The organism is Microbacterium aurantiacum, assembly GCF_040532595.1.
GTDB lineage: Bacteria > Actinomycetota > Actinomycetes > Actinomycetales > Microbacteriaceae > Microbacterium > Microbacterium chocolatum_B.
Window position 1 is genome coordinate 495,921 of the sequence record NZ_JBEVYX010000001.1, and the last position, 20,556, is coordinate 516,476.

The 20,556-nt window shown below is 72.0% G+C and carries 22 protein-coding genes; 12 read left to right on the plus strand and 10 right to left on the minus strand.

Features of this window, described 5'->3' with window-relative positions:
- Positions 1–19: 19 nt before the first annotated feature.
- Complete coding sequence (locus ABXJ56_RS02495; protein WP_353998157.1) at positions 20–523, minus strand: ASCH domain-containing protein; 504 nt, start codon at positions 521–523, stop codon at positions 20–22.
- A 60-nt stretch (positions 524–583) separates the two neighbouring features.
- Between ABXJ56_RS02495 and ABXJ56_RS02500 the strand changes: the two genes are divergently transcribed.
- A complete protein-coding gene (locus tag ABXJ56_RS02500; RefSeq protein WP_353998158.1) occupies positions 584–1,132 on the plus strand; it encodes a GNAT family N-acetyltransferase in 549 nt (182 codons plus the stop codon).
- A 222-nt stretch (positions 1,133–1,354) separates the two neighbouring features.
- The gene (locus tag ABXJ56_RS02505) at positions 1,355–2,662 is read left to right on the plus strand and encodes an HNH endonuclease (RefSeq protein WP_353998159.1); all 1,308 of its coding nucleotides are present in this window, start codon (positions 1,355–1,357) and stop codon (positions 2,660–2,662) included.
- Between the two features lie 14 nt (positions 2,663–2,676).
- Here ABXJ56_RS02505 and ABXJ56_RS02510 read toward each other — a convergent pair whose 3' ends face one another.
- Entirely contained in the window at positions 2,677–3,159 is a 483-nt protein-coding gene (locus ABXJ56_RS02510; RefSeq protein WP_353998160.1) for a hypothetical protein, read from the minus strand.
- Between the two features lie 126 nt (positions 3,160–3,285).
- Between ABXJ56_RS02510 and ABXJ56_RS02515 the strand changes: the two genes are divergently transcribed.
- Positions 3,286–3,951 (plus strand): peptidase M23, encoded by a 666-nt coding sequence (locus ABXJ56_RS02515; protein WP_353998161.1) that lies wholly within the window; start codon positions 3,286–3,288, stop codon positions 3,949–3,951.
- A gap of 12 nt (positions 3,952–3,963) precedes the next feature.
- On the opposite strand, the gene ABXJ56_RS02520 is transcribed toward ABXJ56_RS02515, so the two are convergent.
- Positions 3,964–4,539 carry a ribonuclease H family protein gene (locus ABXJ56_RS02520; RefSeq protein WP_353998162.1) on the minus strand — a complete coding sequence of 192 codons (576 nt, stop codon included), beginning with the start codon at positions 4,537–4,539 and terminating at the stop codon, positions 3,964–3,966.
- Between the two features lie 53 nt (positions 4,540–4,592).
- Here ABXJ56_RS02520 and ABXJ56_RS02525 point away from each other — a divergent pair, with 53 nt between their 5' ends.
- From ABXJ56_RS02525 to ABXJ56_RS02535, 3 genes are read left to right on the plus strand one after another with little or no spacing between them, the layout of a single operon-like run.
- Positions 4,593–4,982 carry a DUF3054 domain-containing protein gene (locus ABXJ56_RS02525; RefSeq protein ID WP_353998163.1) on the plus strand — a complete coding sequence of 130 codons (390 nt, stop codon included), beginning with the start codon at positions 4,593–4,595 and terminating at the stop codon, positions 4,980–4,982.
- Between the two features lie 29 nt (positions 4,983–5,011).
- Positions 5,012–5,959, plus strand: coding sequence for an aldo/keto reductase (locus tag ABXJ56_RS02530; protein ID WP_353998164.1), 948 nt, complete (start codon positions 5,012–5,014; stop codon positions 5,957–5,959).
- A 60-nt stretch (positions 5,960–6,019) separates the two neighbouring features.
- Entirely contained in the window at positions 6,020–6,631 is a 612-nt protein-coding gene (locus ABXJ56_RS02535) for an LON peptidase substrate-binding domain-containing protein (protein WP_353998165.1), read from the plus strand.
- Positions 6,632–6,667: 36 nt separating this feature from the next.
- On the opposite strand, the gene ABXJ56_RS02540 is transcribed toward ABXJ56_RS02535, so the two are convergent.
- Positions 6,668–7,429 (minus strand): hypothetical protein, encoded by a 762-nt coding sequence (locus tag ABXJ56_RS02540; RefSeq protein ID WP_353998166.1) that lies wholly within the window; start codon positions 7,427–7,429, stop codon positions 6,668–6,670.
- Positions 7,430–7,556: 127 nt separating this feature from the next.
- On the opposite strand from ABXJ56_RS02540, the gene ABXJ56_RS02545 reads away from it, so the two are divergent.
- Both ABXJ56_RS02545 and ABXJ56_RS02550 read left to right on the plus strand, forming a co-directional pair.
- Positions 7,557–7,733 carry a CsbD family protein gene (locus tag ABXJ56_RS02545; protein ID WP_301133383.1) on the plus strand — a complete coding sequence of 59 codons (177 nt, stop codon included), beginning with the start codon at positions 7,557–7,559 and terminating at the stop codon, positions 7,731–7,733.
- A gap of 112 nt (positions 7,734–7,845) precedes the next feature.
- Positions 7,846–8,559 carry an ArsR family transcriptional regulator gene (locus tag ABXJ56_RS02550; RefSeq protein WP_353998167.1) on the plus strand — a complete coding sequence of 238 codons (714 nt, stop codon included), beginning with the start codon at positions 7,846–7,848 and terminating at the stop codon, positions 8,557–8,559.
- Here the strand turns inward: ABXJ56_RS02550 and fdhD are convergent.
- Positions 8,517–9,392 (minus strand): formate dehydrogenase accessory sulfurtransferase FdhD, encoded by an 876-nt coding sequence (gene fdhD / locus ABXJ56_RS02555; RefSeq protein ID WP_353998168.1) that lies wholly within the window; start codon positions 9,390–9,392, stop codon positions 8,517–8,519. The two genes, ABXJ56_RS02550 and fdhD, sit on opposite strands and share 43 nt — an antisense overlap.
- Before the next feature lies 1 nt (position 9,393).
- A complete protein-coding gene (gene moaA / locus ABXJ56_RS02560) occupies positions 9,394–10,449 on the minus strand; it encodes a GTP 3',8-cyclase MoaA (protein WP_353999946.1) in 1,056 nt (351 codons plus the stop codon).
- Between the two features lie 221 nt (positions 10,450–10,670).
- Between moaA and ABXJ56_RS02565 the strand changes: the two genes are divergently transcribed.
- From ABXJ56_RS02565 to cydC, 4 genes are all read left to right on the plus strand, one after another.
- Positions 10,671–12,098, plus strand: a complete 1,428-nt coding sequence (locus tag ABXJ56_RS02565; protein WP_353998169.1) for a cytochrome ubiquinol oxidase subunit I — start codon at positions 10,671–10,673, stop codon at positions 12,096–12,098.
- A gap of 16 nt (positions 12,099–12,114) precedes the next feature.
- Complete coding sequence (gene cydB / locus ABXJ56_RS02570) at positions 12,115–13,146, plus strand: cytochrome d ubiquinol oxidase subunit II (protein ID WP_353998170.1); 1,032 nt, start codon at positions 12,115–12,117, stop codon at positions 13,144–13,146.
- Between the two features lie 64 nt (positions 13,147–13,210).
- A complete protein-coding gene (gene cydD, locus ABXJ56_RS02575) occupies positions 13,211–14,911 on the plus strand; it encodes a thiol reductant ABC exporter subunit CydD (protein WP_353998171.1) in 1,701 nt (566 codons plus the stop codon).
- Positions 14,908–16,605: a thiol reductant ABC exporter subunit CydC gene (gene cydC / locus ABXJ56_RS02580; RefSeq protein WP_353998172.1), complete on the plus strand. Its 1,698-nt coding sequence runs from the start codon at positions 14,908–14,910 to the stop codon at positions 16,603–16,605. Before cydD ends, cydC begins: the two co-directional genes overlap by 4 nt.
- Here the strand turns inward: cydC and ABXJ56_RS02585 are convergent.
- The 4 genes from ABXJ56_RS02585 to modA are packed head-to-tail and all read right to left on the minus strand — an operon-like array spanning position 16,595 to position 20,555.
- The gene (locus ABXJ56_RS02585) at positions 16,595–18,157 is read right to left on the minus strand and encodes an SDR family oxidoreductase (RefSeq protein WP_353998173.1); all 1,563 of its coding nucleotides are present in this window, start codon (positions 18,155–18,157) and stop codon (positions 16,595–16,597) included. The genes cydC and ABXJ56_RS02585 overlap by 11 nt on opposite strands.
- Before the next feature lie 9 nt (positions 18,158–18,166).
- Entirely contained in the window at positions 18,167–18,952 is a 786-nt protein-coding gene (locus ABXJ56_RS02590; RefSeq protein ID WP_353998174.1) for a sulfate/molybdate ABC transporter ATP-binding protein, read from the minus strand.
- A complete protein-coding gene (locus ABXJ56_RS02595) occupies positions 18,949–19,767 on the minus strand; it encodes an ABC transporter permease (RefSeq protein WP_353998175.1) in 819 nt (272 codons plus the stop codon). Before ABXJ56_RS02595 ends, ABXJ56_RS02590 begins: the two co-directional genes overlap by 4 nt.
- Complete coding sequence (gene modA, locus ABXJ56_RS02600; protein WP_353998176.1) at positions 19,764–20,555, minus strand: molybdate ABC transporter substrate-binding protein; 792 nt, start codon at positions 20,553–20,555, stop codon at positions 19,764–19,766. Before modA ends, ABXJ56_RS02595 begins: the two co-directional genes overlap by 4 nt.
- Position 20,556: the final 1 nt, after the last annotated feature.

The window sequence follows — 20,556 nt, forward strand, 5'->3', positions numbered from 1 at the left end:
TGAGGCGGGTCGCGGCCCGTCAGGCGGGCTGCGGCACGGGGTCAATGCCCCGAGCGCCTCGGGCGTGGACCAGGCGCAGGTCTTCGCACACGATCGGCATCCGTCGGTCGAACGCCTTCCTGCTGGTGGAGTAGCGACGCCAATAGCGCTCGTGCTCCTCGCGCCACGACGCGAGCGACCGGTCGTCCTCACCCTCGGCGTGAGCGTGCGCGGCCGTGACGTCCTCGAACGGCACGATGGTGATGCCGACGGTCTGCACGAGGGCCGCCGGCCGGCCGCTTCCGTCCAGGATGATGTTCCAGCTCCCAACCTCGGGGATGTCCTCCCCGTCCGCCTCGAAATCCCACAGCGCCGACGAGGTCGCCGTCTTGGTTCCCGACAGGACGAGGGCGAGGAGCTGATCGGCGTGCTCCGGCGTCGCGCCGAACGCCCACGCCTCGGGTGCGGCATCCGGCAGCCCGTCGACCACCGCACGGCATTCGGTCCAGAAGGCGGCGATCGTGTCATCGTCGGCGGTGATCATCCCTCGAGCCTACGTCGGCCGGAATGGTCGGCTGCAGCGTCGCGTCGGTAGGCTCGTCCGATGGCTCTTTCCCTCACCCGCATCGATCCGACGGGCACCGATCGCGAGGCGCTCGTCGACTTCTTCACCTCGAACCGCTTCCCGTTCCACGTCGATCCCCAGCCGACGCGCGAGCGGGTGGACGAGGCGATCGCTGCGGGACGGTTCCGCGACGACGACAACGACTCCTACTGGATCGACCACGCCGAGCAGGGGCGGGTCGGATTCCTACGCTTCGAAGATCTGACCGACCAGGCGCCCCTGTTCGACCTCCGGCTGGCCGACCGAGCGCGCGGGAAGGGGCTCGCCGCGACGATCCTCGCGCTGGGCGCGGACCATGTCTTCTCCACGATGCCGGAGGTCCGCCGGTTCGAGGGCCAGACCCGCGAGGACAACGTCGCGATGCGGCGGGCGTTCCGCCGCGCGGGATGGGTGCAGGAGGCTTATTACCGCGAGGGATGGCCGGTCGAGGGCGGAGACCCGGTCGCCTCCGTGGCCTACAGCGTGCTGCGCCGTGACTGGGAGTCGGGCGAGACGACCCCGGTCCGATGGGACCCGGCGGGCACCTGACGCCACACGCATCGGCGAGTGCCAGCCGCGCTTGTGGGCGAGAGATAGCGGCGCTTGTGAGCGAAAGGTGCAGTCTCGTCGGGAGGATGCAGTCTCGGTGAAGAGTTCTAGGTCAATGTCGGAGCCCGTCGCTAGTATTCGAACATAAATACGAGCGGCTTTATCGAGTTCAGCGAGGAGGAACTCGCGGAGCTGGATGAGGTCGCGCAGTACGCGGAGGCGATGACCCCGGCGCTGGGCGCGATGGAAGTCGGCAACGTCCGGAACCAGGCGCGGGCGGGGGCGATCGCGGAGCGGGTGGCGCAGCGGCAGTCGGCGTCGGTGCGGTCGCAGGAGATGGTCTACCGCTCCGTCGCTGCCGAGCTTGCCGGGGTGACGTTCACCACCGACCGGTCGATGCAGGTCCAGATCAACCAGGCGGTGGAGTGGGTCGAGTGCTATCCGGCGACCCTCGCCGCATGGGAGGCGGGCCGGATCACCCGCGGGCATGCGACGGCGGTGTTGCGGTGCGGGACGGTGTTGCCGCGGGGTGCGCGGGCGGAGTTCGACGCGGCTGCGGCGGAGTTGTGCGTGGGGCAGAGCGTCGGGAGGGTGAAGGACCGTCTCGACCACCTCGCGCAGGAGCTGCACCCCCGCACGTTGGCGGAGCGGCACGCGAAGGCCCGCGAGGAGCGTCGGGTGAGTGTCACGCCGTTGCGCGATGGGATGTCGGAACTCGTCGCAACCCTTCCGACCCTTCTGGCGGAGGGGATCAGCGACCGGCTGAACGAGCAGGCGTCGTCGATCATCGACGCCCGCAACACACCCGGCGACGACGGGGCCGACGCGGACGCTGGCGAAGCGGAGCCGGATTGCCGCACACGGGATCAGATCCGCGCGGACGTGTTCTGCGACATGCTCCTCACCGCCTCACCCCTGGTCGACCCCACCATCGACGGCGACGGAAACGGCACCCTCGGGATGATCCGCGCGAAAGTGCAGGTCGTCGTCCCCGCCCTCGCGCTGCTCGGGAAAGACGACGGCCCGGCGAACGACACCACCACCGCCGACCTCGTCGGGTCCGCACCGATCGACCCGGCCACCGCCCGAGCCTTGGCCGGCGCTGTCGCGTCGTGGGAACGTCTCGTGGTGCACCCGGTGTCGGGACAGGTGTTGTGCACCGATTCGTACCGGCGGACGGCGTCGATGGCGCGATTCCTGAAGGCCCGGGACCGGCACTGCCGGTTCCCCGGATGCCGCCGGCCCGCGATCCGCTGCGAACTCGACCACACCTTCGACTACGCCCTCGGCGGGCGGACGGACATCCGAAACCTCTGCCACCTCTGCCAGAGACACCACTCGATGAAGCAATTCACCTCCTGGGGCGTCCGACAACTCGGCGGCGGGGTCCTCGAGTGGACCTCCCCCACCGGCAGGGTCTACATCGACCACCCACCCGCACCACTCGTGCGATTCATGCCGTCCGGAGGTGGAGCACCACCCCCGGACGAAGGTGGCGGCGCACCGCCACCCGACCCCGCGCCCTTCTGACACCCCTCGGCGGGCTACTCCCCGCCCGAATCCTCGCCGTCGATCAGGACGACGAGCACACCACCGCTGCCCGCGGTCCGCTGACCGGTCACGCTCACGGCATCCACGCGCTCGGACGGCGTCGCCGGTGCCACGCGCGTCTCCGCGCCGTCGCAGTTCAGCTCCGCCGCAGCGCCGCCCACCCACGACGAGCCCTGCCGCACGGTGTACCCGAAGAACACCACCGACCCCGGATCGCCGAAACACACGACCGTGAAGCCGTCGACACGAACGGGCTCGGGGAACTCCATTCGCACCACAGTCTCGTCCTCCGAACCGGACTCCGTCGATCCGATATTCGTGGTCGCCACGCCGAGCGACGCATCCCCCGTGCGCTCTTCCTGGAACGCTTCCGCCCGCGCCGCCGCATCCGCCCAGTCGACCTCCCGAGAAGCACACGCGGCGAGAACCCCCGCGCAGAGGGCGGCGAGGGTGACGGTTCCGAGCACACGACGCATGACCCGAAGCCTACGGGCCGAGAATCCGCCCCAGGCCCTCCACAGATCCGCCGCATCCACAGCCGAGGCGCACACCCGCCGCCTACGCTGGGCGAGGCGCCGACGCGCGGAGAGGAGGACGACACCGTGGGCCGCACCCCGACCAGCCGCTCGAAGAGCCCGGCCAAGAGCCGCTCCGCGAAGCGACGCCGTCGCGGCCGCCCCCGCGCCCGTCGAGTCGCCGGCATCCTCGCCCTGATCCTCGTCCCGGTGGCACTCCTCAGCGGATGCCTCTTCCTCGCCGCGGCAGCGATCGACGCCTTCGCCCCGCGCGACGATGACCGACGCGTCGCGGGATACGGCGCCGAACAGCTCGGCAACGCCTGCACCATCATCGGCGCCGGCCGCGACCTCGGCTTCGGCGAGCGCGACCAGACCATCGCCGTCATGACCGCGATGGGCGAATCATCCTTGCGGAACCTGCCCTACGGCGATTGGGAGACGAACGGCGTCCGCAACCCCGACGGCACACCGACGACCTCCATCGGCCTCTTCCAGCAGCAGGATGGCTGGGGCACCCGCGACCAGCGCCTCGACCCGTATACGGCCGCGACCCTCTTCTACGCCGCCCTCGCCGAGCATGCACCCGACCGCGAAGAGCTCACCCCGACCGCCGTCGCCCATCGCGTCCAGGTGAACGACGACCCGAACCACTACGCGCGCTACTGGGACCGCGCCGTCCAGGTCGTCGCCGCCGTCACCGCACCGGTAGCCGAGGGGGACGAGCCCGGCATTCCGAGCTGCCCCGCCTGAACCCGCCCGCCGTCAGCGACCGGCCTTGTCCCCCGCGGACCGTGGCGGCGCCGCCGCCACGTCGAGGCGCTCGAGTCCACGGAGCGAGGTCCAGATGAGCTCTTCGCCCTTCGCCGCGTGCGTCGAGGCGCGCACCGCGCGCTCGTCGGCCCACGAGTTCAGCACGTGTCCGCTGTGGCCGCGCACGTGCTCGAGGACCACATCGGGAAGCCCGGCCGCGCGACGCGCATCGCGCGCCTCGATGAGGCGCTCGAGGATGTCGCGATTGGCGACCGGCTTCTTGGCACTCGTCACCCACCCGCGCCGGCGGTGGCCGTCCATCCACGATGCGTACGTGTCGATGGCGTACTTCGAGTCGGCCTGCACCACCAGCTCACGCACTCCCGCATGATCGGTGATCGCGTACAGCAGCCCCAGCAGCTCGCCGATGTTGTTCGTCCCCTTCGGAATCGAACCCGCCGCCCAGTGGCCGTCCTCCCCGACCCACGCCCAGCCGGCGGGCCCCGGATTGCCCTTGCACGCACCGTCAGTGGCGACGACGTAGCGATCGGAGGAGGTGGACGACGACGGGGAGGAAGAACTGCTCACCCGACCATTCTCCCCGCCGCGGCCGGCGCTGCCGTCCCTGCGAGAATGCCACGGTGCCTCCTCGACTGAACACCCGGACCATCGCCGTCGCCGCGCTCCTCGACGTCGTCGCCGTGATCGCGTTCGCCGCCACCGGACGCGCCAGCCACGGCGAAGCGGTGCTCGAGGGCCTGGCGATCACCGCGTGGCCGTTCCTGGTCGCCCTCGCGCTCGGCTGGCTCATCGCGTTCGGCTGGCGCCGACCGCTCACGCCGATCCGCACCGGCATCCCGATCTGGGTCACCACCGTCGTCGCCGGAATGCTGCTGCGGGCCGTGTCCGGACAGGGAACCGCCCTCGCCTTCGTCATCGTGGCGACGCTCACGCTGGGCCTGCTGCTGGTCGGCTGGCGCGGCGTCGCGACCCTCGTGGTGGGCCGGCGCCGGGCGCGGCATCCGGAATAGACACCGCCCACCCGGGCTTGGACCGAGGCATGACGACACTCGGCACCAGCGACCTGTCCGTGTTCCCCCTCGCCCTCGGCGGCAACGTCTTCGGCTGGACGGCCGACCGCGATGCCTCGTTCGCGATCCTCGACGCCTTCGTCGAGGGCGGCGGCGACTTCATCGACACCGCCGATGCGTACAGCGCGTGGGTGCCCGGCCACACCGGCGGCGAGAGCGAGCGGCTGATCGGCGAGTGGCGCGCCGCGCGCGGCACCCGTGACGTCGTCGTGGCCACCAAGGTCAGCCAGCATCCCGACTTCCGCGGCCTCTCGGCCACCACCGTGCGAGCGGCCGCCGAGGCTTCCCTGCAGCGTCTGGGCGCCGAGACCATCGACCTCTACTACGCCCACTTCGACGACGCGGACACCCCGCTCGAGGAGACCGTGCAGGCGTTCGGCGACCTCGTCACCGACGGCCTCGTCCGTCACGTGGCGGTCTCGAACTACACCCCGGCCCGCATCGCGGAGTGGCTCCGGATCGCCGACGACCTGGGCGTCGCCCGTCCCGTCGCGATCCAGCCGCACTACAACCTGATGCACCGCAGCGAGGTCGAGGCCGATCTCGTGCCCCTCGCCGAACGCGAGAACCTCAGCCTCGTGCCGTACTTCGCCCTCGCCAAGGGCTTCCTCTCCGGCAAGTACCGCTCGACGGATGCCGCAGCCCACGACACCCCGCGGGCCGCCGCCGCCGCGGAGTACGCCACCGACGCCGGCCTCGCCGTGATCGACGCCCTCGCGCGCATCGGCGACGCCCACGGAGCCTCCGTCGCCTCGACGGCGCTCGCGTGGCTGCGGACGCAGCCGACCGTCGCCGCCCCGATCGCGAGCGCATCGCGCCTCGACCAGGTCGCGTCCCTCCTCGAGGGCGGGCGTCTGGAGCTCTCCACCGACGAGCTGGCCGAGCTCGATCGCGTCTCCGCCGCCGCGGGCGCCTGAACCGACGAGATTCACGAGCACCGACCCCGCGACCCGGCGAACGCTGGTTGACTGAGGGACATGGCCGACGTGGCGATGTTCCCCCTGGGGTCGGTGCTCTTCCCGCACACGCCCCTCGTCCTCCGCGTGTTCGAGCCGCGATATCTCACGATGGTCGGTCGACTCCTCGACGAGGAGGATCCGCAGTTCGGGGTCGTCCTCATCGAACGCGGCCACGAGGCCGGGGGCGGGGATCAGCGCAGCGGCATCGGGACGATGGCCCGACTCATGCAGGTGCAGGCCGGCGCCGAAGACCTCCAGATCGTCGCCGTCGGCGGTGATCGCGTGCTCGTCGAGGAGTGGCTCGAGGACGACCCGCACCCGGCCGCGCGCGTGAGCACCCTCCCCCGACTGACGTGGGACGATGCCCTCACCCCGTTGCACACGGAGGCCGAGCGGATCGTCCGCCGCGTCCTCGGCCGAGCCGCGCAGGTCGGTCCGACCGCGTGGGATGCCGACACCGAGATCTCCGACGACCCGGTCGAGGCGGCGTGGCAGCTCGCCGCCATCGCGCCTCTCGGCGAGTTCGACCGCTTCACGCTCTTGCAGTCGACCTCGATGGGCGCTCTCCTGCGTCAGCTCATCGACCTGACGCTCGAGATGGAGCCCCTGCTTCAGCCGTTCGCCGACTGACGCGCGGCGCGCTGCACCGGCGCACGAGCGCTCCCGTCACAGAAACATCCACTCGTCACCGGATGACCCCCGCGGCGGGTCGGCGAGGATGGGGGCGGGATTCCACCGCGCGCGCAGGCGCCGGATCGGCCACGTCGTCACCGCCGCGAGCGCGCCCCGGCGCCCGGCGCGCAGGCGGATGAGACTCGACACCGACGGTCCCGTCGGCACGACCTTGGGGAGATGAGCGGCCCCCACCACCCACTCCGGCAGTCCGAGGACGCGGAGGACGTCCCGGAGGCGCTCGGACTCGAAGGTGCTGTCCGGGTCGAGTTCGTCGTCGAGGATCTCCTCCAGGCGCTCCGCGGCGTCCGCGCGACCGAACAGGTCCGCGATCAGGGGAGCCTGCTCCGCGCCCACGGGGTCGCCGATGACGTCCCGATCGGCATCCGGCTCGGTGGAGGGGTCGCTGTCGTAGCGGGCGATCTCGTCCGGTCCGGAGAAGGCGACGAGGCCGAGCTGCCGGTCGCGCCGAACCCGCGCGGCGAGCGCCCGCGCCCCGGTCGCCGCGGCGAGATCGGCGCCCACCTCGATGATTCCGCGACGCCCCGCGGCCACGATGCCCTCGCCCGGATCTCCGACGACGACGCTCACGCCGTCCTCCGCCGGAGCGATCCAGCCGCTGAACCGCACCGCCATGAGGACCGCCTCGATCCGCGCCGTCGCCGCGGCGTCCGCCGCGACCAGAACAGCACCGTACGAGAAGCCGTCGGGGCCGCCGATCTCGGATTCGGCGCCGGCGGGAGGGGGCATGTACATGTGTCGATCCTCCCGCACGTGCGCTCGCGTAGACACCCCCGGCGGCACTGTCAAGCCCCCGCGCGTCGCGCGCGCCCTGCGTAGCGTGGCACACATCACCACCGGCGAACGACGGAAGGAGACCCTCATGGGACTCGGAGACGACATCAAGCACAACGCTGAGAGCGCCAAGGGTTCGGCCAAGGAAGGTCTCGGCAAGGCCACCGGCAACGACGAGATGGTTGCGGAGGGCAAGGCCGACAAGACCAAGGCCGACGCCAAGAAGGTCGGTCAGGACGTCAAGGACGCCGTGACCGGCGAGTAATTCTTCACCGAGAGGCCCGGGATGCGATGCGCGTCCCGGGCCTCTCGTGTGCGCGGGCCGGACGGGACCTTCGACCTCTCCCGTCGCCTCGCCCCTCCCCTTGACTGGGCGCATGACGTTCGTCCCCGGCGCCCTCTCGACGTTCTCCGCGGTCTCCAGCGACAGCCGTGTCGAGATCCTCCGCCTCCTCCAGGAGCAGCCCGACCGCCCCATCGCCGACCTCGTCTCGGCGACGGGAAAACATCCGAACACCGTGCGCGAGCATCTGCAGCGCCTGATCACGGCGGGGTACGTCGTCGAGCGCACCGAGCACCGCACCCGGCGCGGACGTCCGCGCGTGCTCTACTCGGCCTCCTCCGACGTCCCGGCGCCGCACCCCATCGGCCGTCGCCGTGCCGACGAGGCAGCCCGGCGCGGCGATCTCCTCCGTCGGCTGTACGCCGTGCCCGCGCCGGCGGGCCTCGGCATCGACGCCGTCCACCAGCTCGACGCGATCGTCGAGGATCTCGCGGATGCCGGCTTCGACCCCGTCGTGGACGAGCGCGATCTGACCCTCGACCTCGGCCCCTGCCCGCGCCGGCTTCCGGAGGGAACGGACGAGGATCGCACCGAGCGCGCCGCCGTCTGCCGGGTGCACCTCGGGCTGCTGAGGAACCTCCTCGCCGAGGCGGGCGGCCCTCTCACCGTGGGTGATGACGCCGTGGCCGACGCGGGCGGGTGCGGCGGACGCCGCTGCGTCATCCGGCTCCGCGCCGACGCGGCGGCATCCGAGGCGCGGAGGCCTCACGCCTCGACCGGGACCCGGACCCTCTGCGCACCGGCGTAGACGTTCAGCGAGGTCCCGCGGACGAAGCCGGCGAGCGTCAGTCCGCGCGCTTCGGCGAGCTCGACGGCGAGCGACGACGGAGCCGACACGGCCGAGAGGACGGGGATCCCCGCCATCGCCGCCTTCTGGACGAGCTCGAAGCTCGCGCGCCCCGAGACCTGCAGGACGGTGCCGGACAGCGGCAGGCGGTCGGCCAGGACCGCCCAGCCGACGACCTTGTCGACGGCGTTGTGACGCCCGACGTCTTCGCGCGCGACGAGGAGCTCTCCGCTCCGGCCGTCGAACAGCGCGGCGGCGTGCAGGCCTCCCGTCTTGGCGAAGACGGCCTGCGCGTCGCGCAGCCGCTCGGGAAGCGAGAGGAGGAATGCCGCGTCCACCTCGAGGTCGTCCCCCGCCACGTCGTGGGCAGACACCGTCTCGACCGCGTCGATCGACGCCTTGCCGCACACCCCGCACGAACTGGTCGTGTAGAACCGCCGGGCCGCGTCCGCCGCGGGGAGCGCGACACCCGCCGCGAGAGCGACGTCCAGCACGTTGTAGGTGTTCTCGGTCGCACCGGCCGCACCCGCACCTGCGCCCGTCCCGGGACCGCCGCAGTGGATCGCCGAGCGGAACTGTCCGCCGTGCGCGATGACCGCCTCGGAGACGAGGAAGCCCGCGGCGAGCTCCACGTCGTGCCCGGGAGTGCGCATCGTCACCGCGAGCGGGTCACCGCCGACCCGGATCTCCAGCGGCTCCTCCACCGCGAGGGTGTCGGGGCGCCGCCGGGTGCGTGCGGCATCCGTCTCGATGTTCACCGTCAGCACGGGTCGCCGCGCCGTCAGACGCCCCATGTCAGCCGCCGATCGCGTTCATGCCGCGGGCCGGCTGAAGGAAGGAAGGGTCGTCGATGGCGTGACCGGGGAGCTTCCCGGCGACGCAGGCACGGAGCACGGCGCCGATCGCGACGGCTCCGTCCTCGTCGGAGGTGGCTCGGAGCACCGGCAGCAGGTCGTACTCGGACGTGGAGAACAGGCAGTTGCGCAGCTGTCCGTCCGCAGTCAGCCGCAGACGGTCGCAGTCGCCGCAGAACGGCGCCGTGACCGATGCGATGATCCCGACGGTGTCGGCGGTTCCGTCGATCGACCAGCGTTCGGCCGGCGCCCCGCCGCGCCCCGGGATCGGGTCGAGGGTCCACCGCGCCGACAGCGCGGCCAGGATCTCCTCGCGCGTGACCATCTGCTCCCGGTCCCACGTGTGCCCGGCATCCAGAGGCATCTGCTCGATGAAGCGCATCTGCGCACCCTGCTCCCGCGCGAAGGCGACGAGCTCGACCAGCTCGTCGTCGTTGACCCCGCGCATCGCGACGGCGTTGAGCTTCAGGGGCCGCAGCGGCGAGGAGGCGGCGGCGGCGATGCCGCGCAGCACGTCGGGGAGGCGATCGCGTCGGGTCAGCGCGTGGAAGCGCTCGCGGCGGATCGTGTCGATCGAGATGTTCAGGCGCGACAGGCCCGCGGCGACGAGATCCGGGAGGACCTCGTCGAGACGGATGCCGTTTGTCGTCATCGCCAGCTCCACCCCGGTGCCGTCCGGTCGCCGGATCGCGGCGAGGCGCCGCACGACCTCGACGATGTCGGGGCGGAGGAGCGGCTCACCCCCGGTGAGACGGAACGTCGACACCCCGGCGTCGGCGGCGACGCGCGCGACGCGTTCGATCTCGTCGAGCGTGAGGATGCTCGTCTTGGCCAGCCACTCGTTGCCCTGCTCGGGCATGCAGTACGTGCAGCGGAGAGAGCAGCGATCGGTGAGGGAGATCCGCAGATCCCGGTGCACCCGACCGAACCGGTCCACCAGCGGCGCCCGGGGATCGTGCGCGTGCTCGTCCGTGCCGGATGCCGCGGGACGCGGCATCCCGATCATCACCGGCGTAGCCATTGTCCGAGCCTAGACGCCACCCGCGCGGCGCGCGCTTCGCCGCGGGATATTCACGGCTCGCGCGACTGCGGAGGGCGCCTGGGGAGGAGCATCCTGATCTCGATGGGAGGGGAAGATGCCCCTCCCCGTATGGTCAGACCACATGCTATTCTGTGGTCAGACCACTCAGGCCGACCCAGACGATCGGAGAGCGCATCGTGGAATTCCTGGACCCCCTGCTGCTGGCGCGCTGGCAGTTCGGTCTCACGACGCTGTACCACTACCTCTTCGTCCCCCTGACGCTCGGCATGGCGCTCGTCGTCGCGATCTTCCAGACCGTGTGGCACCGCACCGGTCAGGTGAAGTACCTGCACCTGACGCGCCTGTTCGGGAAGATCTTCCTCATCAACTTCGCCATGGGCGTGGTCACCGGCATCGTCCAGGAGTTCCAGTTCGGGATGAACTGGTCGGCGTACTCGCGCTTCGTCGGGGATGTCTTCGGCGCCCCGCTCGCCTTCGAGGGCCTCATGGCCTTCTTCTTCGAGGCCACCTTCATCGGGCTGTGGATCTTCGGCTGGAACCGGCTCCCCCGCGCCCTCCACCTCTTCTCGGCCTGGATGGTCGTGTTCGGATCGACCCTGTCGGCGTACTTCATCCTCGCCGCCAATGCGTTCATGCAGAACCCGGTCGGCTACCAGATGGCCGCCGACGGCAGCCGCGCGGAGCTGGTCGACTTCTTCGCCGTCCTCACCAACCCGGTCGTCCTCGCCGCCTTCCCGCACACGATCTTCTCCGCGTGGATGTTCGCCGCCGCCGTCGTCGTCGCGGTCTCGGCGTGGCACCTCGCGCGCAACCAGCACATCGAGACGATGCGCACCTCGCTCCGGTTCGGTCTGTGGGCCGTCGTGGTCTCCTTCGTCGGCGTGGCGATCTCCGGTGACCAGCTGAGCCTGGTGATGGTGGCGACCCAGCCCATGAAGATGGCGGCCGCCGAAGCCATGTGGGACACCGCGTGCGGAGCGGATGCCTCGTTCTCGCTCTTCTCGCTCGGCACACCCGACGGGTCGGAGGAGATCTGGTCGCTGCGCGTGCCGTACCTGCTGTCGCTGCTGTCCACGCACAGTCTCGACGGCTGCGTCGAGGGCCTCAACGACCTCCAGGCGCAGTACACCGAGCAGTTCGGCGCGGGCGTGGACTACATGCCCATCGTCTGGGTCACCTACTGGTCGTTCCGCTGGATGATCGCCCTCGGCGGGGCGGCGGCCCTCGTCGCGATCGCGGGCCTCTGGGTCACGCGGAAGAAGGCCACCCGCCCGGTCGCCGGCTGGATGTGGAAGGTCGCCATCTGGTCGGCCCCCCTCCCCCTCCTCGGCAGCCTCGTCGGGTGGGTCTTCACCGAGATGGGCCGCCAGCCCTGGATCGTGTTCAGCCTCATGCTCACCGAGGACGGGGTGTCACCGAGCGTCCCCGGATGGACGGTGCTGATCTCGCTCCTGTCATTCACCGCGATCTACGCGATCCTCGCGGTGGTGGAGTTCGGCCTCATCGTCAAGGCCGCCCAGAAGGGACCGGACCCGATGCCGGGCCCGGACGACCCCGACCCGCGCGACCGCGCGGTCGAAGACACCCCGACCACGGTCTACTGAGCACCCGGAGCACATCATGGATCTCGCCTACCTCTGGTTCTGGATCGTCGGCATCTTCTTCATCGGCTACTTCGTCCTGGACGGGTTCGACTTCGGCGTGGGGATGTCGCTGCCCTTCCTCGGGAAGAACGACGTCTCGCGGCGCCAGATCATCAACACCATCGGCCCGGTGTGGGACCTCAACGAGACGTGGGTCATCGTCGCCGGCGCCGTGCTGTTCGCGGCCTTCCCCAACTGGTACGCCACCCTCTTCAGCGGGTTCTATCTGCCCCTGCTGCTGATCCTGCTCGCCCTCATCGTGCGCGGCGTGTCGTTCGAGTACCGGCACCAGCGCGACTCGCTGCAGTGGAAGCGTCGCTTCGACACGATGATCGTGGTCGGCTCGGCGGTGCCGTCGCTGCTGTGGGGCGTGGCCTTCGCCAACATCGTCCAGGGCGTGCCGATCGACGCCGACATGGAGTTCACCGGGACCCTCCTGACGCTCCTGAACCCCTACGGCCTGCTCGGGGGCCTCACCACCCTCCTGCTCTTCTTCACGCACGGGCTCTACTTCATCGCCCTCAAGACGGACGACCCGGTGCGCGGGGACGCTCGCCGACTCGCCGGCCGCGCGGGGATGCTCACGATCGTCGTCGCCGCCGCATTCCTCGTCTGGACGGTGTTCATCGCCGCCGGACGCGAGGCGCCGCTGCTGGTCTTCATGATCGCCGCCGCCGCGATCGCCGCGGTCAGCCTGGTGATGTCGGTGTTCTTCAACGCACGCGACCGCGAGGGCTGGGCCTTCGGCTTCGGCGCCGCCACGATCGTCACCGCCGTGCTGAGCCTCTTCTTCGCCCTGTTCCCCTACGTCATGCCCTCCTCGACCGATCCGGCCTACAGCCTGACCATCGAGAACGCTTCCAGCACCGACTACACGCTGACGATCATGTCGTGGGCGGCCCTGATCTTCCTGCCGATGATCGTGCTCTACCAGGGGTGGACCTACTGGGTGTTCCGCAAGCGGGTCACCCGTGCGACCATCGAGCGCGCCGCCGCGGAGGTGCACTGAGCACGACGCGGCGAGGCACGGCACGAAGCGGCCGGGGCGCGGGGCGGCTAGTGTCGACAGCGGTATGAACGAGACGGATGCCGAGGGCCCCACCCGCGCGGGAGGACCGCCCGTGGATCCGCGGCTCCTGCGCTACGCGGCCGCGTCGCGGGGGTTCTTCGTCGCCCTCGGCGTCCTCTCCCTCGCGCAGACCGCCGTCATCGTGGCGTTCGCGTGGCTGCTCTCGCGTGCGGTCGTGGGTGTCATCGAGGGTGTTCCCGTCGCCGACCTCACCCGCACCCTCGCGCTCCTGGCCGCCGTGGTCGCCGTGCGCGCCGGACTCCTCGCCGTCCGCGAACGGGTCGCCGCGCACGCCGCGGCGCGCGTCCAGTCACAGCTGCGCGACGGTCTGCTCACCGCGGTCGGACGGCTCGGACCCGGATGGCTCGCCGGTCGCAACTCCGCGGCGCTCGCGGTGACCGCCGGCCGCGGCCTCGACGCCCTCGAGGCCTATTTCGGGCGCTATCTGCCGCAGCTCGTGCAGACCGTCATCGCGACGCCGCTCATCATCGCGGTGATGTGGTGGCAGGACTGGATCTCGGGACTCACCGTCGTCCTCACCCTCCCCCTGATCCCGATCTTCATGGTGCTGATCGGCCTGGCCACGCGGAGCGTGCAGCGGAAGCAGTGGGCGACGCTCGGCCGCCTCGCCGCGCGCTTCTCCGACACCGTCCAGGGGCTGTCGACGCTGAAGGTGTTCGGACGCCAGCACCGTGCGGCATCCTCGATCGAACGGGTGACGGAGGACTACCGGCGCGAGACGATGCGGGTGCTGCGCGTGTCGTTCCTCTCCGGCTTCGCCCTGGAGTTCCTCGCCTCCCTCTCGGTCGCCGTCATCGCCGTCACCATCGGCTTCCGCCTCATCGACGGCTCGCTCCTGCTGTCGGTCGGACTCTTCGTCCTCCTCCTCGCCCCCGAGGCATACCTGCCGGTCCGCCAGGTCGGCGTGCAGTTCCACGCCGCCGCCGAGGGTGTCGCCGCGACGGACGACGTCTTCACCGTGCTTGACGCCGCCCGCGCCCTCCCCCTCGAACGCACCGGGAGCGCTGCCGCGGGGGCGGAGGCGGATGCCGCCGTCGAGGGCGAACTGGTGCTCGACGACGTCGCCGTCCGTCACGGGGAGCGCCTGCTGCCGCCGGTGACCTTCCGAGCCGCGCCGGGCACGATCACCGTGCTGTCGGGACCCAGCGGCGTCGGCAAGTCCAGCGTGTTCGCCGCCCTTCGCGGAACCGTCGCATTCGAGGGTTCCGCCCGACTCGGCGACACCGACGTCCGCACCCTCGCCCCGGCCCGGTGGCTGGCGTGGGCCGGGCAGCAGCCGGGTCTCGTCGGCGGCAGCGTCGCCGCGAACGTCGCGCTCGGCGACGACGATCCCGATCCCGCGGTCGTCGCGCTCGCGCTCGCCCTGGCGTGCGCCGACGACATCGTCCCGGAACGGATGCTGGGGGTCCAGGGCGCGGGGCTCTCCGGCGGCCAGGCGCAGCGGGTCGCCGTCGCCCGGGCCGTCTACCGCCTCCTCCGCGGGCGCGCGTGCGTCCTCGCGCTGGACGAGCCGAGTGCGGCACTGGACGCCGAGACGGAGGCGCGCCTGTGGACCGCCCTCCGCGGTCTGGCGGACGACGGCGCGTGCGTCCTGCTCATCTCCCACCGCACCTCGGCCCACCCGATCGCCGACCAGGTGGTTCCGCTGCGCGCCGTCGTCCCCGCCCGGCAGGTGACGGCATGACCGCGCGCGCCCGTGTCCCCGCGCAGACGCGCACCTCCGCCGACGTCCTCCGCGGTGCCGTCCCGCCCGCACCGCGCCTCGTACCCGCACTCGCCTCCGGATTCGCCTCCGAAGCCTCGGCCGTGGCGCTCCTCGCCGTCAGTGCGTGGCTGATCGTTCGCGCGAGCGAGCAGCCGCCGGTGCTCTTCCTCACCGCAGCCGTCGTCGGGGTGCGGTTCTTCGCGATCTCGCGCGCGGTCTTCCGCTACCTCGAGCGTCTCACCGGCCACGACGCCGCCCTCCGCCAGCTCGCGGCGACGCGCTCCTCGCTCGTCCGGCGTCTCGTACCGCTCGCCCCCGACGGGCTCACCCGGTCGCGCCGCGGCTCGATGCTCGGCGCGCTCGTCGACGACGTCGACGAGCTCCAGAATCTTCCGCTGCGCGTGATCCAGCCGCTCGTCGCGTCCGCCACCGTCGCCCTCGGCGCCGTGATCCTCGTGAGCATCGTCTGGTGGCCCGCGGGGCTTACCCTTCTGGCCTGCCTCCTCGCCGCGGGCGCGGCCGCCACGGCGTGGGGATGGGCCTCCGGAGCTCGAGCGGAGCGCGCGATCGCGCCGCTGCGCGCGGAGCTGTCGGATGCCGTCCTCGACCAGCTCGGCAGCCTCGACGTCCTCTCCGCCTACGGTGCGGAAGCGGCCGGGCGCGACCGTATCGCCCGCGCGGACCGTGCGCTCCGTCGCGCGATCCTCCGCCGCGCGGGCGCGCAGGCCGGCACCGCGGCCGTCGTGTCGCTCCTCGCGGGCGCCGCCAGCCTCGCCGCGGTCCTCGTGACCGCCGGGCCCGTCGCCGCCGGCATCGTCTCGGCCCCGGCCCTGGCCGTGGTGATCCTCGTCCCGATGGCCGTCTTCGAGGTGTTCGCCGCCGTCCCGCTCGCGGCCGCGGCGTGGCGCCAGGTGCGCGCGAGCGCCGAACGCGTCGCGGATGCGGTCCCCGCGGATGTCCCGGCGGGACTCGTCGCCGAAGATCCGGAACCGACCGGACTCGGTCCCGCGCTCGGCGACGGCATCCGCCTGAGTGGCGTCTCGGCCCACTGGCCCGGCGCCTCCGCCCCCGCCCTGCACGACGTCGACCTGCACGTCGCGCCGGGCGAGCGCCTCCTTGTGGTGGGATCCAGCGGGGCGGGCAAGTCGACCCTCGCCCATGTCCTGGTGCGCTTCCTCGACGTCTCCGGCGAGTACACGATCGGGGGCGTCCCGGTGCAGGCGCTGTCCACCGACGACGTCCGTCGCACCGTGGGCCTCTGCGAGCAGAGCCCGATGCTCTTCGACGAGGACATCCGGCAGAATCTCCTGTTCGCCCGCGACACCGCCACGGATGCCGATCTCGAGGCCGTCCTCGCGCGCGTGGGTCTCGGGCCCTGGCTCCGCGAGCGCGGGGGCCTGGACGCGCGTGTCGGCGAGCGCGGAGCCCTCGTCTCCGGCGGGCAGGCGCAGCGGCTCGCGCTCGCGCGGGCACTGCTGCGCGGCTTTCCCGTGCTGGTTCTGGACGAACCGACCGCCGGTGTGGATCCCGCCGCGTCCGACGCGCTCCTCCGCGACCTGCTGGAGGCGGTCGGCGAAGATCAGGCAGTGGTGCTCATCTCGCACGTGACGGTGCCCGAGGGACTCATCGACCGCACCGTGCATGTGCGATCGGGAACGCTCGTCAGCGCGTGACCGTCACCGGCTGCGCGGAGGCGTCGGCATCCATCTCGGCGGTCGCGGCGATGCGATTGGCCATCCCCGAGAAGATGAAGCCGTGGAAGGGCAGCACCGCCAGCCAGTAGAGGCGGCCGGCGAGGCCCAGCGGGAAGAACACCGCACGCTGCTCGTAGCGGGAGCCGTTCTCCTCCGCCACGGCGCGGAGTTCGAGCCACGCGAGGCCCGGCACCTTCATCTCGGCACGCAGCCGGAGGAACGATCCCGGCTCGAGGGCCTCCACCCGCCAGAAGTCCAGCGCGTCGCCGACCTGCAGCCGCTCCCGGCTGCGGCGACCGCGCGCCAGGCCGATGCCGCCCACGAGCCGATCCATCCAGCCGCGGATCGCCCAGAGGATCGGGGAGGAATACCACCCGTTGGCGCCGCCGATCCCCTCGATCACGCGCCACAGCGCCTCCTGCGGCGCGGAGGTGTGGGCGGATCGGGCATCGACGAACACGGTGCGTCCGGCCCAGTCGGGGTCGCTCGGCAGAGGATCACTCGGAACGCCGAGCACTTCGGCGTCCAGCCAGCTGGTCTCCACACGGTCCTCCTGCTCGCGTCCGAGCGCGAGGCGGACGGCGTGCCGGTAGCCGGTGAGACCGTCCTCGGGCGGCGGGATCAGATCGTCGATGTCGTGGTCCTTCATCACGCACTCGTTCTGGAGCGACTCCACCAGAGGCCGCGCGATCGACCGCGGGATCGGTGTCACAAGATTGACCCAGTGGGACGCCAGTCGCGGGGTCAGGACGGGGAGCGCGGCGATCGCCCGCTGCGGCAGGCCGGCGACGACGGCGTAGCCGTTCATCATCTGCCCGTAGCGCAGGACGTCCGGTCCGCCGATGTCGACCGCCCGGTTGACGTTCGGGGCGATCTTCGCCGCGCCCAGGAGGTAGTGCAGGACGTCGCGGACCGCGATGGGCTGGATGTGGTTGCGCACCCAGCGCGGCGCCGGCATGTACGGCAGCACCTCCGTGAGGTGGCGGACCATCTCGAAGGACGCCGAGCCCGACCCGATGACGACACCCGCCTGGAGCACGAGTGTGGGAACGCCCGACGCGAGGAAGACCTCGCCGACCTCGACGCGGGAGCGGAGGTGCGCCGACAGCGGCGCGTCCTCGGGATGGAGGCCGCCGAGGTAGACGATGCGCGACACGCCCGCGGCCGCGGCCGCGTCGGCGACGGTGCGCGCGGCACGACGGTCGGCGTCCTCGAACGCCGCGCCCGCCGACATCGAGTGCACGAGGTAGTAGAGGACGTCGACGTCCGCCGTCGCCTCGGCCATGGCGGCGGCATCCGTCGCGTCGCCCTGCACCGCCTCGACCTCGGCGCCCCAGGTGAACGCCCCGAGGCGGGCCGTGTCCCGCGCGAGGACCCGCACGCGGTAGCCCGCAGCGAGGAGGCGCGGAACGAGGCGGCCGCCGATGTAGCCGGTGGCGCCGAGCACGAGGACGCGCGGGGGCGTGCCGTCCTCGGCGGCGACGGCGCGAAGGGCCGGTTCTCGTCCGGTCGGCGTGGAGAGATCGTCCATGACGGAAGGCTACGCGCGCGGCCGGTCCCGCGGACCCGTTTGAGTCGAATCCGCGTCGCCCCCGAAGCGATGGGCGGCGGCGACGGCGGCGGCGAACCGGGAACGCGGGGAGGTGAGCACCTCCTCGACGCCACCCTCCTGCACGAGCGCGCCGTCCTCGACGATCACGAGGCGCTCGGCGATCCCGACGGTGTCCGCGGCATCGTGCGACACGACGACGGCGGTCACCCCGGTCCTGGCCAGTTCGGCGCCGAGGAGCACGCGGATCTCGGCGGCGGTGGCGACGTCGAGGGAGGTCAGCGGCTCATCCAGGAGCAGGAGGCGCGGCTCGACGGCGAGCGCCCGCGCGAGCGCCACCCGCTGCTGCTGCCCGCCCGACAGCGCCGCCGGGGCGAGGTCGCCGGTCCCTGCCAGCCCCACCCGCTCGAGCCAGGCCTCCGCGGTCGACCGGGCCGCGCGCACCGCCACGCCGCGCGCCCGCGGTCCGAAGGCGATGTTCTCCCGCACGCTCAGGTGCGGGAAGAGGTGGGGATCCTGGCCGAGGAGGGCGATCCCGCGCTCTGCGGGATCGCGGTGCACGGGCGGCCGCGCGCGCGAGACGACATCCTCACCGAGGCGGATCGCCCCGGCATCCAGCCGGACGAGGCCGGCGAGGGCCCGGAGGAGCGTGGACTTGCCGGCACCGCTCGGACCCATGATCGCGAGGGTGCCGCCGGCGGGCACCGCGAGGTCCACGTCCACGGTGAATCGGCTCCGCGAGACGACGATGTGCGCCTCCAGCGCCGCCGCCGTCATCGCGCCACCGCCTGTCCCGTCGGACGCCACGCGCGCACGAGGAGGAGCACCCCGACGGCGGTGAACAGCAGCAGCAGGGACAGGGCGATCGCCGTGCCCTGCGTCACCCCTGCGCCGTTGAATGCGGTGTAGATCGCGAGCGGCATGGTCTGCGTGACACCGGGCGCGTTCCCCGCGAACAGCGCCGTCGCCCCGAACTCCCCGATCGCCCGCGCGAAGCAGAGGACGACACCGGCGACGATGCCGGGAGCCGCGAGCGGGAGGGTGATGCGGCGGAGGATCGTCCAGCGTCCGGCACCGAGCCCGGCGGCGGCCTGCTCGTAGCCGACGCCCGTCGCGCGGAGCGACCCCTCGACGGCGAGGACGAGGAAGGGAAGGGCGACGAAGGTCTGCGCGATGACGACCGCGGGTGTCGAGAAGGGCAGACGGATGCCGATATCGGCGAGCGCGCCTCCGAGCCAGCCCGTGCGGCCGAACAGGTACAGGAGCGCGACGCCGCCCACCATCGGGGGCAGGACGAGGGGCACCGTGACGAGCGCGCGGAGGAGTCCCGCGGTGCGCGCGGAGCTGCGCGCGATGACGATCGCGAGCGGAATGCCGAGGAGCGCGCACACGCCCGTGGCCACGATGCCGGTCGAGAGGGAGAGCCCGAGAGCCGACAGCGCCTGCGGGGACGTGACGTCCGCGAGGAGCGTCGACCACTCCGCCCGGGCGAGGAGGGCGACGAGGGGGACGAGGAGGAGGGCGAGCCCGGCGACGGCGGGGATCAGGAGGATCCGCGGGACGAAGCCCGCGGGCTGTCGGCGGGTTCTCACGATGCGCCGAACCCGCGGTCGGCGAGCACGGCCCGACCGTCCGCTCCGAGGACGAACGCGACGAACGCGGCGGCGACGTCCGGATCGGCGGCGTCGGCGAGCGCCGCGATCGGGTAGCGGTTGACGACGTCCTCGGCGCCTTCCGGGACGATCACCTCGACGTCGTCGCGCCCCGCGACGTCGGTGGCGTAGACGAGGCCCCCATCGGCCTCGCCCGCCGCCACCTTCGTCAGCACCGCGGTGACGTTCTGCTCGGAGCTGGCCGGCGTCACGCGCACGCCCTGATCCTCGAGCAGGGCCCGGGTCGCCCGGCCGCACGGCACCTCGGGCGCGCACAGGACGGTGCGGGTGGACGCATCGGAGAGACCGGCGAGGCTCTCGATCCCCGCGGGGTTCCCGGCCGGCACCGCTATGACCAGGGTGTTGGTGGCGAACAGCGACGGTTCCGCGGCGAGCCCGGCATCCACGACGGTCGCCATCGTGTCCTCGTCGGCCGAGGCGAAGACGTCCGCCGGTGCGCCCTCGACGATCTGGGTGGCGAGGATGCTCGATCCGTCGTACGAGATCGGTCGGACGTCCACGCCCGGATGGGCCTGTTCGAACTGCGCGGCGATCTCGTCGAAGGCCGAGGCGAGGGAGGCCGCGGCGAAGACCGTGACCTCGCCGGTCAGCGCTCCCTCCCCCGCCGCCGGGGAGTCGCCCACGTGGCTCGACGTGCACCCGGCGAGCAGGAGCGCGCAGGCACCCAGCACCAGGAGGGTCCTGCCGTGCGACCCGGCGAACCGCACG

What these genes read in the sequence shown, in the direction of transcription:
- ABXJ56_RS02495 (WP_353998157.1), bottom strand. Translation starts at nt 523, where the DNA reads ATGATCACCGCCGACGATGACACGATCGCCGCCTTCTGGACCGAATGC.
- ABXJ56_RS02500 (WP_353998158.1), top strand. Translation starts at nt 584, where the DNA reads ATGGCTCTTTCCCTCACCCGCATCGATCCGACGGGCACCGATCGCGAG.
- ABXJ56_RS02505 (WP_353998159.1), top strand. Translation starts at nt 1,355, where the DNA reads ATGACCCCGGCGCTGGGCGCGATGGAAGTCGGCAACGTCCGGAACCAG.
- ABXJ56_RS02510 (WP_353998160.1), bottom strand. Translation starts at nt 3,159, where the DNA reads ATGCGTCGTGTGCTCGGAACCGTCACCCTCGCCGCCCTCTGCGCGGGG.
- ABXJ56_RS02530 (WP_353998164.1), top strand. Translation starts at nt 5,012, where the DNA reads ATGACGACACTCGGCACCAGCGACCTGTCCGTGTTCCCCCTCGCCCTC.
- ABXJ56_RS02535 (WP_353998165.1), top strand. Translation starts at nt 6,020, where the DNA reads ATGGCCGACGTGGCGATGTTCCCCCTGGGGTCGGTGCTCTTCCCGCAC.
- ABXJ56_RS02540 (WP_353998166.1), bottom strand. Translation starts at nt 7,429, where the DNA reads ATGTACATGCCCCCTCCCGCCGGCGCCGAATCCGAGATCGGCGGCCCC.
- ABXJ56_RS02545 (WP_301133383.1), top strand. Translation starts at nt 7,557, where the DNA reads ATGGGACTCGGAGACGACATCAAGCACAACGCTGAGAGCGCCAAGGGT.
- ABXJ56_RS02550 (WP_353998167.1), top strand. Translation starts at nt 7,846, where the DNA reads ATGACGTTCGTCCCCGGCGCCCTCTCGACGTTCTCCGCGGTCTCCAGC.
- fdhD (WP_353998168.1), bottom strand. Translation starts at nt 9,392, where the DNA reads ATGGGGCGTCTGACGGCGCGGCGACCCGTGCTGACGGTGAACATCGAG.
- moaA (WP_353999946.1), bottom strand. Translation starts at nt 10,449, where the DNA reads ATGCCGCGTCCCGCGGCATCCGGCACGGACGAGCACGCGCACGATCCC.
- cydB (WP_353998170.1), top strand. Translation starts at nt 12,115, where the DNA reads ATGGATCTCGCCTACCTCTGGTTCTGGATCGTCGGCATCTTCTTCATC.
- cydD (WP_353998171.1), top strand. Translation starts at nt 13,211, where the DNA reads ATGAACGAGACGGATGCCGAGGGCCCCACCCGCGCGGGAGGACCGCCC.
- cydC (WP_353998172.1), top strand. Translation starts at nt 14,908, where the DNA reads ATGACCGCGCGCGCCCGTGTCCCCGCGCAGACGCGCACCTCCGCCGAC.
- ABXJ56_RS02585 (WP_353998173.1), bottom strand. Translation starts at nt 18,157, where the DNA reads ATGGACGATCTCTCCACGCCGACCGGACGAGAACCGGCCCTTCGCGCC.
- ABXJ56_RS02590 (WP_353998174.1), bottom strand. Translation starts at nt 18,952, where the DNA reads ATGACGGCGGCGGCGCTGGAGGCGCACATCGTCGTCTCGCGGAGCCGA.